The sequence below is a fragment of the Algoriphagus ratkowskyi genome, assembly GCF_002150505.1.
GTDB lineage: Bacteria > Bacteroidota > Bacteroidia > Cytophagales > Cyclobacteriaceae > Algoriphagus > Algoriphagus ratkowskyi.
In genome coordinates this window covers 293,019-309,817 of the sequence record NZ_MSSV01000002.1, presented here as the reverse complement: position 1 = coordinate 309,817, position 16,799 = coordinate 293,019, and the positions used below count along the sequence as shown (strand labels likewise).

Here is a 16,799-nt window from a genome sequence, read left to right as displayed (position 1 = left end):
AGATGAAAGATTTTAATCAAATACAAAAAGAAATTGAATCAAGTTTTGAGACCTATTTCAGTTCTTTATTAAATATAAAAGGAATTCCAAGGAAATATTTTTATTGGAATTCTGATTTTTTAGTGAATGAGGATAATTTAAAATTTGAATTCTTTGATTTAGAGGTTGCAATCAAAGATAATCTTAACACTTTGGGTAAAGAGTATTTTAATCGAATTGATGTTTATTTCTATGTAAACAGAAACTCTCATCGTCATGATCTTACCTTAAACAATTTTGTAAAGATTTTTAACGAGAGTAATAAGAAAGATCAAACTCTGCGGTATGAGTATATTAAAGAGTATATTTTTTGGCAGCTTTTAATAACGCTAGAGGAAAATTATCAAGAAGACTTTGTTAAATTAACAAAGGAACATTCTTTAAAGCAGGATGATAATTCTGCTTACCAAATTAATCAAGTTGAAAAATATCGCGTTTCATTAAAGCAAGCCATTTCAATTCAAAAGCGAAACTTTCTGATTACCTATGTCAACTATTCTACTCAAACTGGAAAACAATTTAGAAACCCTAAATATGTACATTTTAGCTCTTTAACCCAATTTTCTGAAATAAATGTAAAAATTAAACTTATTGATGACATTTCAGAATCGAATAAGAACAATGAACTGATACAAAAGATTAATTCTTTATACATCCATAAAGACTATAAAGAAAAAATCCACTTTGTCTTTTCTATTCAAGGTGGTGCCCAAAAAGAAGAGCTTAGAGAATTATTGGAAATTATGAGTGATTTCGATAATGCGGAATTCTATAGAGGACAAGCTGAAGCTTCTTGGATTCTAGACGCTAGTATAAAACGTGAATCGAATTTTCTCAAGTACGAATCTGAGATGTATTATGATATTCTGTCACTCAAACCTGAAGCTTTTAAGGGGGATCATAGTGTATATGATCGATTGATAACTATGCAGCATTTCGGAATGCCAACTCGACTTTTGGACGTTTCGCGTAACCCTCTTATAGCAATTTTTTTCGCATGTAATAATTTGGAACGTGCAAAGAGCGACGGATTGATTTATGCCTTCAAACCTGATGAAACTGTCAAGCTCCTTCATTTTGAAGATAAAAAACTTAATGTCCTGGAATCTTTCTATAAAAAAGAAGTTACAGATAGTGAATTTTTAAAAGGAATAAGTTTTTTAAAGGGTGTGGCGAAGAATCAAAGAATCAATAACCAAAGTGGTGATTTTATATTTGCGGGCGACGGAGAAGATGTTCTTGAAAAGTTAAATGATCTGCCTAAAAAACATATAGTTATTGATTCTAATGCTAAAAAGCCGCTTCTAGAACAACTAGAATCAATGAATATTCATGCTGGTTCTGTTTATCCTGACCTAACTAACGTTAGCAAATACATTTCTGAAAAGTATAAGCGAATGACTGAATTCAAGAAAACATCCATTTCTCATACTTCAGAAGTTGAAAAACTTGAACTGTCAAAAGATTTTAGTATCGATTTATCTATTGAGGATTTCTGGTCTGAAGATAGATTGAATAGATTCATCAACATGGTAAATGAATATTCTTTGAACGAGAATGAAACTAAAGAACAGATCAACCATTTTATTGATTTTGTTGAGTTTCAAGATTTCAAGCTGATTAATTTACTAAAAAACAAACCATCATTGAATGAGAGAGAGACGACACGCGAAAATCTAAAGTCATTGTTACTTGATTTTATGAAAGAATAGCATGACCTCTCAACCAGAACAAATATTAGAAAATAACTTAGTTACCCAGCTCGAAAGATTGGGTTATAAAAAGGTGGCCATTCGTGATGAAAATGACTTGTTGTCTAATCTAAAAAGCCAATTAGAGAAACACAACAAGGTTCAGTTAAGCGAAAACGATTTCAAGCAAATCCTAAACTACATCAACAAGGGCAATGTATTTGACCGTGCTAAAATATTACGAGACCGTGTGCCCTACACCAATGCCCAAGGCGATAACAAAACGGTTGAACTCATCAATCAGATTCATTGGTGCCAAAATCAATTTCAGGTTACGCAGCAAATCGCCATGGAAGGCGCCCACAAAAATCGTTATGATGTCACTATTCTCATCAATGGTTTGCCCTTGGTTCAAATAGAGTTAAAGCGAAGAGGTTTAGAGCTTAAAGAAGCATTCAATCAAACTAATCGCTATGAAAGACATTCGTATTGGGCAGGTCATGGCTTGTTTCAGTTTGTACAAGTATTTGTCATTAGCAATGGCGTAAACACCAAGTACTATGCAAATGCCCCTTTAAAAGCCCGCTCATTCAAACAAACTTTTTATTGGGCAGACGAAAAGAATCGATTGATTACACAATTGGCTTCATTTTCAGAATTGTTTTTAGAGCCTTGCCACATTTCAAAAATGATTACGAAATATGTGGTGCTGAACGAATCGCAAAAGATATTGATGGTGCTTCGTCCCTATCAATTCTATGCTGTAGAAGCTATTGTAGAACGCGTAAAGACCACAACCAAGTTCGGGCATGTATGGCACACTACAGGTTCGGGTAAAACCTTAACTTCCTTCAAAGCTGCTCAAATTTTGACCAACTTAAAAGAAGTTCATAAGGTGGTTTTTGTTGTAGATAGAAAGGATTTGGATTATCAAACTACCAAAGAATTTAATTCATTCAGCCAAGGAAGTATTGACGGCACTAACAATACCAGCACGCTAGTCAAACAACTTTCAGGCGATAGCAAACTAATTGTCACTACCATTCAAAAACTAAATACTGCCATTAGTAAGAAAAAGTATTTAAGTAAGATGGAGGCAATCAAAAATGAACGTGTAGTATTCATTTTTGATGAATGTCATAGAAGTCAGTTTAGCGATACTCACAAAAACATCAATAAGTTCTTTAAAAATTGCCAAATGTTTGGTTTTACTGGAACTCCAATTTTTGAAGACAATGCATTTTCAAATAAATATGGAAAACGAACCACTTCTATGTTGTTTGGAGATTGCTTGCACAAGTATGTAATCACAGATGCTATACGTGATGAAAATGTGTTGAAGTTTTCCGTGGAGTACATCCGAACCTTTAAAAAGAAAGACCATATTCTTGATATCAACGTAGAAGCTATAGATGAAGCTGAAGTAATGAATGCACCAGTGCGATTAGATAACATTACCGATTACATCATAGCAAATCATAATCGGAAAACACATAGCAGAGAGTTTACTGCTATTTTCTGCGTTTCAAGTGTTCCTACTTTAATTGAGTATTATAAATTGCTTTTGCAGAAAAAAGAAGAAGGCAAGCACAATCTGAGATTGGCAACTATTTTTTCTTATTCCGCCAATGAGGAAGACAAAGAAGCGGTTGGCTTTATGGATGATGATGATTTTGACCCAGCTCAGCCTGAAAGCCTATCAATGGCAGCTGAACCAGAAGCAAAATACAATTCTCAACATACCAAAGATGAATTAGAAAACTTTATTATACACTACAACAAACAATTTGGCACAAACTACACTAGCAGAGACAATCAATCTTATTATAACTATTACAACGACATTGCAAAGCGCGTAAAACATCGCCAAATTGATGTTTTGGTGGTGGTAAATATGTTCCTGACCGGGTTTGACAGTAAGCACTTGAACACGCTTTATGTTGATAAAAACCTAAAATATCACGGCTTGATTCAAGCTTATTCCAGAACAAACAGAATCCTGAACGAAGTTAAATCGCAAGGAAATATCGTTTGTTTTAGAAATCTAAAATCTGCAACAGATCAGGCCATTACACTCTTCTCAAACATCAACGCCAAAGATGAAATCATTATCCAACCTTATGAGGAGTATGTAGCCAAGTTTAATCATTCATTTACAGCTCTTCTTGCAATTGCCCCAACAGTAAACAGTGTAACCGATTTACCAAGTGAAGAGGAGGAAATGGCATTTATTCAAGCATTTCGTGAAATCATGCGATTGAAGAATGTTTTATCCACATTCACTGAATTCAAATTCGACGATTTATCAATGAATGAGCAGTCTTTTGAAGACTATAAAAGCAAATACCTTGATTTGTTCGATAAGGCAAAGTCTCATCAACAAAAGGAAAAAGTATCCATATTGAGTGATATTGACTTTGAACTTGAATTGATTCATCGAGATGAAATCAATGTAACATACATTTTGAAGTTGTTGGCTAAGTTAAAAGATGCTTCGCCTCAAGAACATGAAAAGCAGAAGCAGGCTTTAGTAGAAATTATTGCCGGCGATACTCAACTGAGGAGTAAACGTGAATTGATAGAGAAATTCATTAATGAAAACTTACCCTATATTGCTGATTCGGATGATGTTCCAGAAGAATTTGAAAGCTACTGGAATGAAGAACGAAAAGAGGCGCTCAAGAAACTAAGTGAAGACGAAAGCCTTGATAACGAAAAGCTTCAAGAAGTAATTGGTAAATACCTATTCACTGAGAAAAAACCATTGAGAGATGATGTAATTGGGATGATGAACACTCGCCCAGCCCTAAAAGAAAGAGCCAGCATAGCAGAAAGAGTTACCGAAAAGATTTTAGGATTTATTGAGATATTTATAAATGGGTTAGCCGCATAGAGATTGTTTTATGGAAGAATTATTAATTAAGAGTTACAGATTCTTAAAACGGTATGTTTTAGAGATTATCATTTGTTTATGTATTATTTTTTGCACTTGGACTATATACAAATATTATGATCAATTCGGAGAAGGTGGTGTTTCAAATAACACAAATGATTGGGGTGTTTTTGGAGATTATATAGGAGGGATTATAGGTAGTATTTTTACTCTAATAAGTGCTGTGCTAATATACTTTACTTTTAAAGAGCAACGAAATAATTCTAATCATGAAAAATTTGAAAACAAGTTTTATGAGTTATTGAAATTGCATAAGGAAAATATGTCTGAAATTCGACTTGAAGATGAAAGTGGGCGTAAAGTTTTTGTATTATTAATTCGAGAATATAGAGAAATCTTAAAAATTGTTAGGAGTGAGGCAAGAATCAATAATGTGACTATTGATAACTTAAAAATTATTGAATTGGCTTATATGGTTTTGTTTTATGGTACTGGTCCAAATTCAACAAGAGTTCTGAAAAGATCAATGCCTGACTATAGTGATGATTTTATGGAAAGGCTGGCGGACATATTACACAAGAAAAAAAAGAAAGTCAAAAAGCTCAGGAAATTGGCATTTGTACCCTTTGAAGGGCATCAACATAGGTTAGGCCATTATTTCAGGCATTTATATCAAATTATAACCTACGTCCACTCGAATAATAAATTGTCTTCGGATGAAAAGAAGGGTTACGTTAAAACTGTAAGAGCTCAACTATCGAATCATGAGCAAGCACTTTTGTTTTTTAATTCGATGTCAAAATTAGGTAAGCCATGGCTAAAAGAAGGTCTGATTACTGAGTATTCATTAGTAAAGAATTTACCAAAAGATTTTATTGATGAAATGTCAGAAATTGACATTAAAAGCGTCTATCCGAATATTGTATTTGAATATGAAGAGGGTTATCCGGTAGTCTAGACTAATCTAAAAAATGTTGTTTGAATATTCACTTAAGATATCTATCAACTATTTAAACTTCAAAGTTGTCTGTGAAAGAATTTAAGAAAGAAGAAGCTGATAAGCTTATCACTAGAGTTCAAGAAAAGTCAGTTGAAATATTGAATAACCTTGATAGGGAATCAATAGATGTCTGCAATTTCCTTACATCTGAGTTTAATAGGGGAGATGTTACCAAAAACTATTTTTTCCAATTTGTATTCAGATCATTTTATAGGTTGGACAATGCAGGGCTTTCAGCAGAGTTTAAGGTGAAATACTTTGAGCTTATGCAGCAAAACAGATCTCTTGAATCTATCGATCCAGTCCCAATTCTAGAAGCATTAAATGAAATTCTAACACTGAAAAAAAAGAATAGCTTTCAATTCTCTTTTACTACTAAGATGATCAATCTAATTGATCCTAGTTATCCAATCTATGATTCTAAAGTTTCGAAAGCCATTATTGGATCAGCCACTAGCGCTATTGGTGATTTTGACGATAAATTGAAAGACTATTCAACAAGACATGAAGTAATTAGCAAAACCTACGCATATGTTATAGAGAGAGATTTCTTTGCGTCAATATTCGCTGAATTTGATAAATCTTTTCCAGGTAATAGACTTACCGAGTTCAAAAAACTTGATTTCATTTTTTGGAGCTATGGGAAGCTTCTGTAGAAACTAACGCCTAAAGTATTTTTTGAGATTTATAAGTGATATTCAGCCACTGGTTATTTTGGCTCTGAGACTTCATTCTCAATAGAAAAATGAATTAGATCTTTATAAATCAAGACTTCAAGTTGGATACCAAAAGTGTTCTCACGTCGACCTCCAAAAAATTAGCTATTTCAAAAAGTCTTTCAATTGAGGGTTGAGAATCATTTGTAGCCCATCTGGAGACTGTAGAATTAGCAATTCCTAAATGTTCTGCTAACTCTTTATTCTTTTCACCTTTTTCTGCTAAGACTGCTTTGAGCCTATTATAGATTGTTTTTGCCATTAGAAAACTGCCAAGTTTCCCAAATATATACAATACAAAAATGATCACAGGATCATTTAAGTAGCGTTCTAAATAAAATAAATTATTTTTTAATTAAATAAAGTAGCGTTTTAGATCAATTTTTATTTATATTAAAGCAGTAATTGAATCGGATCTATTAGAATGCATTTGCACTTTATAGTCTCGTCTAGGAAAACTGCCAACGTTCAACATAGACAGTAGAAGTGAAGTGAAAATGCTCACGCTACGGCGTGAGCTCACTTTTGCTAGATTTTGTTGAAGCCTTTTCTTTCACGGCGATTGAAATATTCACTTATAGAATGTTTCAAAATGACTTAGTAATAACTCAAGTATAATGGAACAGACCTTGATTTTTTCTGGATTAAGTAGCTCCCCGGGATCAATATTCTGGAAGAAGGATCTGTCTGCGCTTTTATGCATTGGGTCACATTGCTTATTACCTATTGCAGCCTATTACACGTTTCCAGTGGAACACGGCATCGCCGCGGTAGATCGCTTGTATCCTCTGAAGCCCAAGAATCCGATTTAAGGACCAGGGCACTTTTTCTCTCTGATTGATCCCGAATCCGCAAGCGTCTCGGGACTATCCACACAGATCAGGGAGTGACGTTACACGATGATGGAGATCATCTGCTGCAGCAGGTCATCAGCTCCATTACTTTAGTTAATTTCTTTACTCATTTATAAAGCCCTTTTAGGCTTGCTGGGAGAAACTTGTCCATTACGTAACAGACATATTCCGTGATGAAGCGTGTTCGTTTCCCATTGAGCTAGGGCATCCACTCATATGCATAAATTTCTATTCTTATGCTTCCTAGGACAGGTATGTGTTGTCGGAAGTACTATACAGGCACAGGATGTCAATTCCAATTCTCTTAGTGAAAGTAAAGTTGCCAATCACCCCAAAGCGGTCCCATGGAACGGCTCAGAGCAGAAGGGAGGAATCTCTTCTGCTCAAAATGGGGCTTTGATCTATGGAGAGATAATTAATCCTGATTCACTTGGGCCACTGAAACTGGTATATGCTGAGCAGAAGTTTTCTGGTAGGATATCTACTGGTGAACAGGAAGTTACTTTAATACAGGAGCAGGGAATGTTTCTAGATGGAGTACTAAATAGTCAAAAGAAAAAATTCCGAATTCAAGTCCCGCAGGATTCAATGGTCTATGTTTCTCTACTTCTTGATGGCAGAGTTTTATTGGAAGATTACCTACTGCATCCATCTGATTCGGTCATGATTTCTATGGATTTGGGGAGAATGAATATAGTTTTCGGAGGACCTGAGTCTGTTTGGATGGAAGCCCAATTTGCGACGAAAAGAGGAGGTGACAATACCTTCAATTCTCGAATACTGTTGGAGCAGGACAAGGAAAATTTTTTGAATCAGCAAGATAATCGAGCTCAATGGGAACAGTATCAAGAGGAGTTTGGACCAAAGCTTAAAATATTTGATTTGGGCATGGATGGAGCCGATTATGCATTCAGCCAACTGATGGATGATGACTATGCCAAAATCCCAGGCTGGAATCAATTACTCGTCTTTAAATCAGCCATACCTTCTGACCGGTTTGATTTGCTCCAAGCGGATCTTGTGGGCAATTACTATGCTGAGATACTCAGAAGTTTTCGCCAATATCAGTACGGAATACCACAGATAAAAGGGCAGCGGGAATTGCTGGATCGTATGAATTTGATGTTGCCTGAGCTTTCCAGAAAGATCAAGATTGATCTGGATTCATTGGAGCCCAACTTGATATCTCAAGGTTACTATTCCTTAGCGAGTGAATGGGTCAAGCTTGACCGGATGATCAGTGGTGAGGCCTTCGAAACTATTGTGACTGGGAATTTCCAAGGGGGATTTTTGGATAAGCTTCTAGTTGGTAATCTTTTGGATAGGATCAAGTTTACGGCTGATGAGCTAAAATTTTGGGAGAACTATACTGTATTAATTAAGTCTGATACTTGGAAAAGACTAGCCGATAAAACGCTAGCAAAGTATCAGACTGGACAGGTAGTTGATCGGGTGATCTGGAAAGATTTAGCAGGTAAGGAATGGACTCTCGATGATTTTAAGGGAAAGGCCACGCTATTCTATTTCTATTTTTCTACCTGTTCCAATAGTGAAAAATACTTCAAGAACTATTTGTTGCCACTCTATCAGGAAACTGCCGAGCTAGCCAACTATCAGCTGGTGGCAGTCTCCGTGGATGACGACCAGGCTCTTTGGAAATCTAGCCTAACTACCTACTCCAATACTGAGCTGATAAACCTGAATTTTCCCCTTTCAGAAAATAAGGCTTGGCTAAACAAATACCACATACAAGGCTATCCAGGTACGCTTTTAATAGATGGGGAAGGAAGGGTGCTTTCCTTTCATCTCAATGGGGAGGACTATAAGGACTACCGAGATCGGTTTCTGAAAGTGCTATCAACTCCCTCAATTAATTCTTCTCACTAAATCTTAACAAAACATGAAAAAATCACTACTTATGATGATTCTGTGGGTGCTATGCGCTCATGGTTATGCTATGCAGCAGGACTTACTTCCTATTCGGGGAAAAGTGCTTAGTGAAACTAATAATACGACTCTGTTAGGAGTAAACATATTATTAAAGGGTACTTCCAAGGGAGTTGTGTCTGGAAATGACGGGTCATTTGCGCTATCATTAGAGAAGGGAACTTACACTTTGGTGTTTAGCTATATAGGCTATGTATCGAAAGAGCTTACTATACACGTCCCCATCTTAAATCCCTTGGAGATTTTTCTGCAGGAGGATGAGGTTTCTTTAGCCTCTGTGGAAGTAGTCTCCACTGGTTTTCAAGAACTGAGTGCCGAGCGATCTGCGGGATCATTTGTTCAAGTAGATAATAAATTGGTGAATCGAAGAGTAGGTACCAATATTTTGGATAGGCTAGAGGATGTGACTCCTGGACTAATATTCAATAGGGATGGTACTGACCGGGGCCCAGGGCAAAATATCAGCATACGTGGTAAGAGCACGTTTTTATACAACAACCAACCCCTGATTGTGGTGGATAATCTGGCGTATGACGGCCCCATCGAAAACATCAATCCTAATGATGTGGAAAGCATCACCGTGCTACGAGATGCGACAGCTGCTTCGATTTGGGGAGCCAGAGCAGGAAATGGTGTAATAGTAATTAAGACTAAGCGAGGAAATTTTGAAACACCCCTTCAGGTGAGACTAAATTCAAACGTGACCATAGGAGAAGCTTGGGATCAGTATTACGCTCCCAAAATGTCTATTCAAGATTTTTTGGATGTAGAAGAACGTCTGTATTCCTCCGGATTCTATTCTAACAGGTATAATTCTTACGATAAACAGGCAATTTCTCCTTGGGTAGAGGATCAGTTTTCAAATACCAATGGTAAATTAAGTGATGAAGAACTTTCCCAGCGGAAGTCACTCTATCAAAATCAGGATGTACGAGGAGATTTGCAGGATTATTTCTATCGTCCTTCAGTGAACCAGCAGTATGCTTTAGATCTAAGTGGAGGAAGTGAGGGATATTCCTATTTGTTTTCGGTGGGTTATGATCATAATGAAGACACTGAAGTAACTAGAAGTCGCACTAGATTTACCCTTAACGGGCAACAAAACTGGAAATTCTTTGCCGATAAATTGAAACTGAATTTGGGGACATATTTAATCCAAAACAGTTCAAAGGACGGTTTTCCCAACCTCAATAGTCTAAATCCTTATGATCGATTAGTCGGAAATAGCGCAGAAGCACTTCCTATCTTTCAGAATTTCAATGAGCGCTTTAAGCAGCAAGCTGTGAACCGAGGCGCTCTTGACTGGGCCTATAGGCCGTATGAAGAAATCGGCTTGAGTCCACTGCATAATACGCAGAATGAAATCAGACTTAACCTAGGGTTGGATTATAAGATTTGGAAAGGTCTAGGAGCCCAATTGAATTACCAGTATTGGAACAGTTCGCTGCATCAGGAACAGATCTATTCAGAGAGTTCATATTTTGTTAGAAATCAGGTGAATCTGTTCACAGAATTTGGCACAGCAGGTGAGGTTCAAAGAAATATGCCAGAAGGAGCTATCTATGATTATGGCACTACAAACCAGCAGTCTCACAACTTGCGTGGGCAGCTCAATTTTAATCAAAAATGGAATACTGCTCATGAACTTATCGCTTTAGCCGGTTTTGAAGTAAAGGACTTGCAATCCAACTCCAACAGTAGCAGAGCCTATGGTTATGATCCAGATACCGGTATTCCTACCTCTATAAATTATCAAGTACTCTACAGGCAGCTCAATACAGGCTTTGAAAGTTACATTGACTATGCTGATTCTTTCAATGGAAACATAGACCGATTCCTTTCTTATTTTGCAAATGCAGGCTACACCTTCAAGTCCAAATACCTGCTTAATGCATCAATCCGATCAGATGCCTCCAATCTATATGGTGTTGAAGCCAACCTTAAGCGGGTTCCTTTATGGTCTGCTGGGATTGGATGGATCGCTTCAGAGGAGTCTTGGATGGATGCACCGTGGTTGGACTATCTTAAATTGAAAGCTAGTTATGGTTTCAACGGAAATACGAATCCAGCAGCTACTGCTTATACTACTGCTATACTTTTCGGAGCGTCTTTCAATCCCTGGGTCAATCAGCCTTGGTTAAGTGTTCTCAATCCACCAAACCCACAAGCTAGATGGGAGAAAATCAAAATAATCAATGCAGGTGTGGAGTTCGAATTGTTCAGCAGTCGTTTGCGCGGTTCTGTAGAAGGTTACAGAAAGGAAGGGTTGGACTTATTTGGTGAGCAACCTTATTTTCCTTCATCTGGCAATAATAGAGTCACTAAGAACTATGCAAATACCAGAACGTACGGAACTGATGTAGAACTTACTTCTCATATTTTAGAAGGGGAGTTCTCTTGGACTATTTCAGGATTTTATTCCTATATGCAGGAAAAGGTGACTCGATATGACCAAGATCCTTTGGTAAGGAATGTAGCTAGCTATGGTGGAGGAGGTGTTTTCGCAATTCCGTCGCCAATAGTAGGTAAGCCACTTCAATACCTATTTAGTTATCCCTTTGCAGGGTTAGATCCTCAGTCGGGAGCTCCTTTGGGTTATTTGGATGGGGAGCCCTCTACTAATTATTCTGCCATACTTAGTCAAACTGAGATTGAAGATCTCGAGTATCATGGATCTGCAATTCCTACACATTTTGGCGCTTTAAGAAATCAAGTTGGGTGGAGGGGATGGGAACTGTCCATGAATATATCCTATAGATTGGGTTATTATTTCAAACGAGAGACTATTGATTACTCCAGCTTAAACAGAGGAGGATTTCAGCATGCAGATTACGCTATACGTTGGCAAAATCCAGGGGATGAAAAGTTCACATCGATTGGGGCTGATCCACTAGTGGTGAATAACAACAGAACTAGTTTTGAATTACATCACTCAGGACAAGTCAGGAAAGGGGATCATATCCGACTCCAGGATATTCAGTTAGCCTATAGTTTTGATAAATCCAATTATCCTGGATTACCATTTCGGAGGGTTCAACTGTATAGTTATCTCAATAATCTCGGGATTCTATGGAAGTCAGCAAAGGACGTGAGGGATCCTGACTTTCGAAATACGCAAATACCTCGAACATATTCTTTTGGCCTAAGGGTCGATTTCTAAACTTTTGAATCTCAAGGGAACAGATAAAGAATGTAGTGAGGCTTTCTTCATATGGTTTATAAATCCGATTCCTACTCTTTCTCTGGCAGTTTTCTGCAAAACAGGAACTGCCCCCTTGGATTCTTATTCTAACCTACAAATAAGATGGATAAATTAGTTAAGTTATTATTAGTTCTAGTAGCGATATCGCTTACAGGCTGTGAGGATTTCTTGGATGCCAAGCCTCAAAAGAGTTTGGTAATTCCAAATTCGCTGGATGATTTTCAGGCTATTTTGGATGCCGAGCCCAGGTATTTGAATTCAGCAGGTTCGCTTGCTCTTTTGGGCTCAGATGACATGGTATTGGGGCCAAGTCTGTTGACCATAATGTCGCCCGAAGAGAGGGCTGTTTATTTCTGGGAAAAAGAAGTGTACTCCCAAAATGACTTGGTTATTGATTGGACTCTCAATTACCAAATGATTTATTATGCAAACTTGGTGCTTGATGGGTTAAAAGACTTTAAGCCAAGGAATGAAACAGAAAGACTAAGAGCATTGGAATTACAAGGAGCGGCAATGTTCAGCAGAGCATTTGGACATTTTTCGCTTATGCAGGTTTTTGCAGCACCTTATGATCCTGAGCAAACTTCATTAGCCGCTATTCCAATTAGAACTTCAGCTGATCTCAATTTGGCGACTGGGCTTTCCAATACTGCAGAAGTGTATGAGTTGATTATATCAGACTTGGATTTTGCCAGTGCCAATTTACCCGATAAACAGGAGATTCTGACGCGAGCATCTAAATGGTCAGCAGAAGCCTTGCTCAGTAGGGTTTATTTAGTGATGCAGAAGTATGATGAAGTTTTCGAACATGCTGGAATCGCACTTTCTATTGGTAATCAATTGATGAACTTTAATACATTGTCTTCGGGGAATTCCTATACTTTTCCCCGCTTTAATACGGAGATCATTCATCAGGTTAATGTCGTAAGTACCAGAATAACCTTTAATAAAGAGCAATTTGTGCATCCTGCACTATATGATTTATATGATTCACTTGATTTAAGAAAGACAGTTTTATTTGATACGGCCAGAACAGCAGGCTACGTTAATCTTGTGAGCAGGTACTCTGGGGATTTCTATGATTTTGGAGGACTTGCTGTTGATGAAGTGCTTTTGAATCGCGCTGAAGCAGCAGCTAGAATAGGGGAGGAGGACATCGCTTTGCAAGATGTAAATAGACTTTTAAGTAATAGATACATCAAAAATTCTTTTGAGGAGTTGGAATTGTCAGGTTCGGAATTAATGAAAAGAATATTGGCAGAACGACGTAAAGAATTGCTTTTTAGAGGTATTCGGTGGATGGATTTGAGACGTTTAAATCAAGATCCTGTTTATGCGATAACTTTGAATAGAAGTTATAATGAGAGTGATGCAACACTACTTCCCAAGGGATCCGGTTACACTATTCCCATTCCTCCCAATGAGATTTCACTAAACCCAAAGTTGGATTAAATGATGGAGGTATAAAAAAAGAGAGGAGTAAAGCTCCCCTCTTTTAATGTTTTATTTGTTTAAAGTCCGAAATTATCAATCCATATTATTGATAAAAAGCCCTTGTTTGATCACTGGAGCTGAATCATTCGCTGCAGATCTGGTACATGCTTGTGGATCAGAATCACACTGATAAGTACTAGGGCCTGGAGTTAAACCAGTCACATTCACAAAAGTTGTTTCATCAATTTGTCCCCATTCACTTACTTGGGGGCTCGTGAATGCAAAGGCTGCGAATGCCGCCAATACAAAGGCGAAGGCAGGTAATCTTTTAAATAGAGTTTTCATAATATGTCCTGTTTTTTAACAGATCAAAAACAGGTAAAACCGTTTATTCGCCATAAAAATGGCGGGGTTGTTAGCCTACTCTAAAAAAGGGTTTTCGGCATCTCCCTTTTCTTCGTCAGATTCAGACAGTGCTCCGATCTACTATCTGTTGGAGCGGCGAAGTAATGATTTGCTACCCATTCAGGGTTAGTTTAATAAGGATGGTAAATTCTTCAATGAGAATATTTTTTTGGGGTGGGATAGTGCCTTTTCCTGCCCCTCTTTTGAACAGCTTATTTATTAGTTTAAGTGAATTTATCCTTAAGTAAAAGTTGCATTACCCTTTTATTGATCAAAAGCTGGAGATTCTTTGGGATCCTCAGCTTTTTTAATTATGAGACTGTTATTCCATCCTAATTTGAGGTAATAGCTTTTTCGATTGGATAATTTTTTCAAACCATAGCCCAAATGAGCTAACTAGAATAAAGCCCAGGTTCAGAAAGAAATGGGCTTCCCATCCCAGTGTTTCCAAAATTCCTGCACAGTTGCAGGGAACCCTTGGGAAAGCTCCCACCCAAATCAGTCCCACATAGGTGGTGAAGACCGCAAGGAGGAGAGTGCTTGCGAGAAATCCCCACCATCGGGAAAATGAAAAGAGCAGGAGCATGGCAATCATCAACTCAATAGTCGGTACTGCATAGACCAGTATTTCCGCTAACTCTGCCGGAAAGGTCTGGTTATGGAATGCTTTTCTGCTGTCTTCCCAACGGATAAATTTATCCAACCCTGTATAGCCCCACAAGAGGATCAGCAGGGTGCTTGGGATAGCTGATTTTTCTGTGTTTTCCATTCAGTTTTATATTTGATGGGAAGTTGAGGCTTTTAAAAAAAGGCAATTCACAAGGTGGGTAGTAAACTTAAAAAGTGTATCAATTATACAATTATGAAATTTTTGAAAAATAAAGTCATTGATTACTTGGTTTTTAGGTAATGTGAATTTAAAATGAACTACTGTTTTTTCACTCAGTAAAGGCAATAGGCAAATTCAACAGTTGATCATCAACTGTAAAGGCAATTGAATTTGTGGAACTTCGGCAAGAAGTATAGGAATCGGAAGTATTGTTACATCTTATGGATATACCATTATGGAAAGGTATGAATTGGACCCAAAGGTTCTAAAAACCCTTTTTAGTCTTGAAGGTAAAGTTGGTGATGCAGCTTTTAAAAAGCTTGTACCATTTTTGGACCTGCGACAGGCTAAAAGAAAAATTATTATTCGTGATGCAGGTGCAGTGGAAAATGAATCCAGATTTCTTGTGAAAGGATTGATAGGGATGTACTACACCGGGAAATTGTCCCGACTATACTTTCCTGGCGATGTCTTTATGGACTTCGAATCCTACCAGACGCAGATTCCCAGCAAATATCATTTCAAAGCACTCGGCGATTCCGTTTACATCAGTCTTTCATATCACAATGAAGAGCTATTGCTAAAAGAAATCCCAGATTTTACGGATTTTTCTAAATCCCAAATTGCAAAAGTCCGCAATGCGGATTTCGAATGGCATGCGTTTACTCAGATGAATTATCGGGATAAAATCCGAGTAATAGAGGAGAAATTTCCTTCTTTCAAATATGACCTAACCAATAAGGAGAAAGCAAGTTTGCTGGGAGTAAGTTACGCCACCGCTGCTCGTATAAAGTCGTTTCCTAAAATTGGGAAGGTTAGTAGAGTGAATAAGCAACTTGAAAAATTGCTTAAATGTCCATTTCCAGCCTATGTTCACAACGATGCAGTAGAGATTGAAGACCAGTCAGTGTCATGGGCGATTAATTTCCATTCGATTTTCAGGAACAATGAGGAAGTAGATTATTACAAAAAACAAAAGCTCAGCTATTTATCCTCCTGTCTTTATCCTGAAATTGATTTTGAGAAAGGGGTGTGGATATCCAAGTTATACCTCTGGCTGTTCTATCTAGATGACATGACTGATAATTTGCCGGTAGGACAAAAAGCGAACTTTTGGAGCTATCTGCTAAATGGAATTGAAGCTATTATCAATGAAAAACAGATGGAATACATTCCCTCAAGGATTTTTGTATATCTAAACGCATTTGTGGATCTGGCAACGGAATTTAAGGAAATGGTCACATATAATACAGATCTAATGGATATGGTATTCTCAGAGGTTCTCCTTTATCTCAAATATAACAAGGCCGAATCAGAACATAAAGATAGCGGTCATCCTCCTTCATTGGACGAATACCGGCAAAGCCGTCCATATTTCTCCGGTGGAAATTTAGCCCTCGCACTTTGCTCCTTTGAATCCGTGGATAAGTTCAAAAGTGATGGAGCTGATTGGCTACGGACAGATCAGCTACGACAGTTGGGAGCTAAGCTGATCTATCTTTCCAATGACCTGATTTCTTACAATAAAGAAGAATCTCAGGGAGACTTTATGAATATCATTGCGCTTTTGATGCATCATAAAAAGATGGATTTTACAACCGCTCAACAGGCAATTCTGGATGAACATGCCGCGGTGCTCGAGGAATTTATGAAACTGGATAGAATTTGGCGAGATGAATTCAGGCCTGAAAACAACGGAGTCCTCAAATACCTCAAACAGATTAAATATAAGATAGCAGGTTCCGTCCATTGGTCTCTATCAATTTCATCTAGGTATAAGACGACCTGA

General features: G+C 37.5%; 11 protein-coding genes. 8 read left to right on the top strand and 3 right to left on the bottom strand.

The window, feature by feature from the left end:
* The first annotated feature begins 2 nt into the window (after nt 1–2).
* From BVH02_RS02980 to BVH02_RS02965, 4 genes are all read left to right on the top strand, one after another.
* The gene (locus tag BVH02_RS02980) at nt 3–1,751 is read left to right on the top strand and encodes an FRG domain-containing protein (protein ID WP_086498750.1); all 1,749 of its coding nucleotides are present in this window, start codon (nt 3–5) and stop codon (nt 1,749–1,751) included.
* Between the two features lies 1 nt (nt 1,752).
* Nucleotides 1,753–4,623 (top strand): type I restriction endonuclease subunit R, encoded by a 2,871-nt coding sequence (locus tag BVH02_RS02975; protein WP_086498749.1) that lies wholly within the window; start codon nt 1,753–1,755, stop codon nt 4,621–4,623.
* 10 nt (nt 4,624–4,633) lie between these two features.
* Nucleotides 4,634–5,581, top strand: coding sequence for a putative phage abortive infection protein (locus tag BVH02_RS02970; protein WP_086498747.1), 948 nt, complete (start codon nt 4,634–4,636; stop codon nt 5,579–5,581).
* A gap of 71 nt (nt 5,582–5,652) precedes the next feature.
* Nucleotides 5,653–6,279: a hypothetical protein gene (locus tag BVH02_RS02965; protein ID WP_143244177.1), complete on the top strand. Its 627-nt coding sequence runs from the start codon at nt 5,653–5,655 to the stop codon at nt 6,277–6,279.
* Nucleotides 6,280–6,388: 109 nt separating this feature from the next.
* On the opposite strand, the gene BVH02_RS02960 is transcribed toward BVH02_RS02965, so the two are convergent.
* The gene (locus tag BVH02_RS02960; protein WP_086498743.1) at nt 6,389–6,601 is read right to left on the bottom strand and encodes a helix-turn-helix transcriptional regulator; all 213 of its coding nucleotides are present in this window, start codon (nt 6,599–6,601) and stop codon (nt 6,389–6,391) included.
* 808 nt (nt 6,602–7,409) lie between these two features.
* On the opposite strand from BVH02_RS02960, the gene BVH02_RS02955 reads away from it, so the two are divergent.
* From BVH02_RS02955 to BVH02_RS02945, 3 genes are all read left to right on the top strand, one after another.
* Entirely contained in the window at nt 7,410–9,080 is a 1,671-nt protein-coding gene (locus BVH02_RS02955; protein ID WP_086498741.1) for a TlpA family protein disulfide reductase, read from the top strand.
* 13 nt (nt 9,081–9,093) lie between these two features.
* Nucleotides 9,094–12,300: a SusC/RagA family TonB-linked outer membrane protein gene (locus BVH02_RS02950; RefSeq protein ID WP_086498740.1), complete on the top strand. Its 3,207-nt coding sequence runs from the start codon at nt 9,094–9,096 to the stop codon at nt 12,298–12,300.
* 144 nt (nt 12,301–12,444) lie between these two features.
* Nucleotides 12,445–13,794 (top strand): RagB/SusD family nutrient uptake outer membrane protein, encoded by a 1,350-nt coding sequence (locus tag BVH02_RS02945; protein ID WP_086498738.1) that lies wholly within the window; start codon nt 12,445–12,447, stop codon nt 13,792–13,794.
* A 75-nt stretch (nt 13,795–13,869) separates the two neighbouring features.
* On the opposite strand, the gene BVH02_RS02940 is transcribed toward BVH02_RS02945, so the two are convergent.
* Both BVH02_RS02940 and BVH02_RS02935 read right to left on the bottom strand, forming a co-directional pair.
* A complete protein-coding gene (locus BVH02_RS02940) occupies nt 13,870–14,121 on the bottom strand; it encodes a DUF6520 family protein (protein WP_086498736.1) in 252 nt (83 codons plus the stop codon).
* A gap of 382 nt (nt 14,122–14,503) precedes the next feature.
* On the bottom strand, nt 14,504–14,950 hold the full coding sequence (locus tag BVH02_RS02935; RefSeq protein ID WP_086498733.1) for a MauE/DoxX family redox-associated membrane protein: 447 nt from the start codon (nt 14,948–14,950) through the stop codon (nt 14,504–14,506).
* 295 nt (nt 14,951–15,245) lie between these two features.
* Here BVH02_RS02935 and BVH02_RS02930 point away from each other — a divergent pair, with 295 nt between their 5' ends.
* A complete protein-coding gene (locus BVH02_RS02930) occupies nt 15,246–16,799 on the top strand; it encodes a terpene synthase family protein (RefSeq protein WP_086498728.1) in 1,554 nt (517 codons plus the stop codon).

What these genes read in the sequence shown, in the direction of transcription:
- BVH02_RS02970 (WP_086498747.1), top strand. Translation starts at nt 4,634, where the DNA reads ATGGAAGAATTATTAATTAAGAGTTACAGATTCTTAAAACGGTATGTT.
- BVH02_RS02960 (WP_086498743.1), bottom strand. Translation starts at nt 6,601, where the DNA reads ATGGCAAAAACAATCTATAATAGGCTCAAAGCAGTCTTAGCAGAAAAA.
- BVH02_RS02945 (WP_086498738.1), top strand. Translation starts at nt 12,445, where the DNA reads ATGGATAAATTAGTTAAGTTATTATTAGTTCTAGTAGCGATATCGCTT.
- BVH02_RS02930 (WP_086498728.1), top strand. Translation starts at nt 15,246, where the DNA reads ATGGAAAGGTATGAATTGGACCCAAAGGTTCTAAAAACCCTTTTTAGT.
- BVH02_RS02950 (WP_086498740.1), top strand. Translation starts at nt 9,094, where the DNA reads ATGAAAAAATCACTACTTATGATGATTCTGTGGGTGCTATGCGCTCAT.
- BVH02_RS02935 (WP_086498733.1), bottom strand. Translation starts at nt 14,950, where the DNA reads ATGGAAAACACAGAAAAATCAGCTATCCCAAGCACCCTGCTGATCCTC.
- BVH02_RS02975 (WP_086498749.1), top strand. Translation starts at nt 1,753, where the DNA reads ATGACCTCTCAACCAGAACAAATATTAGAAAATAACTTAGTTACCCAG.
- BVH02_RS02940 (WP_086498736.1), bottom strand. Translation starts at nt 14,121, where the DNA reads ATGAAAACTCTATTTAAAAGATTACCTGCCTTCGCCTTTGTATTGGCG.
- BVH02_RS02980 (WP_086498750.1), top strand. Translation starts at nt 3, where the DNA reads ATGAAAGATTTTAATCAAATACAAAAAGAAATTGAATCAAGTTTTGAG.
- BVH02_RS02955 (WP_086498741.1), top strand. Translation starts at nt 7,410, where the DNA reads ATGCATAAATTTCTATTCTTATGCTTCCTAGGACAGGTATGTGTTGTC.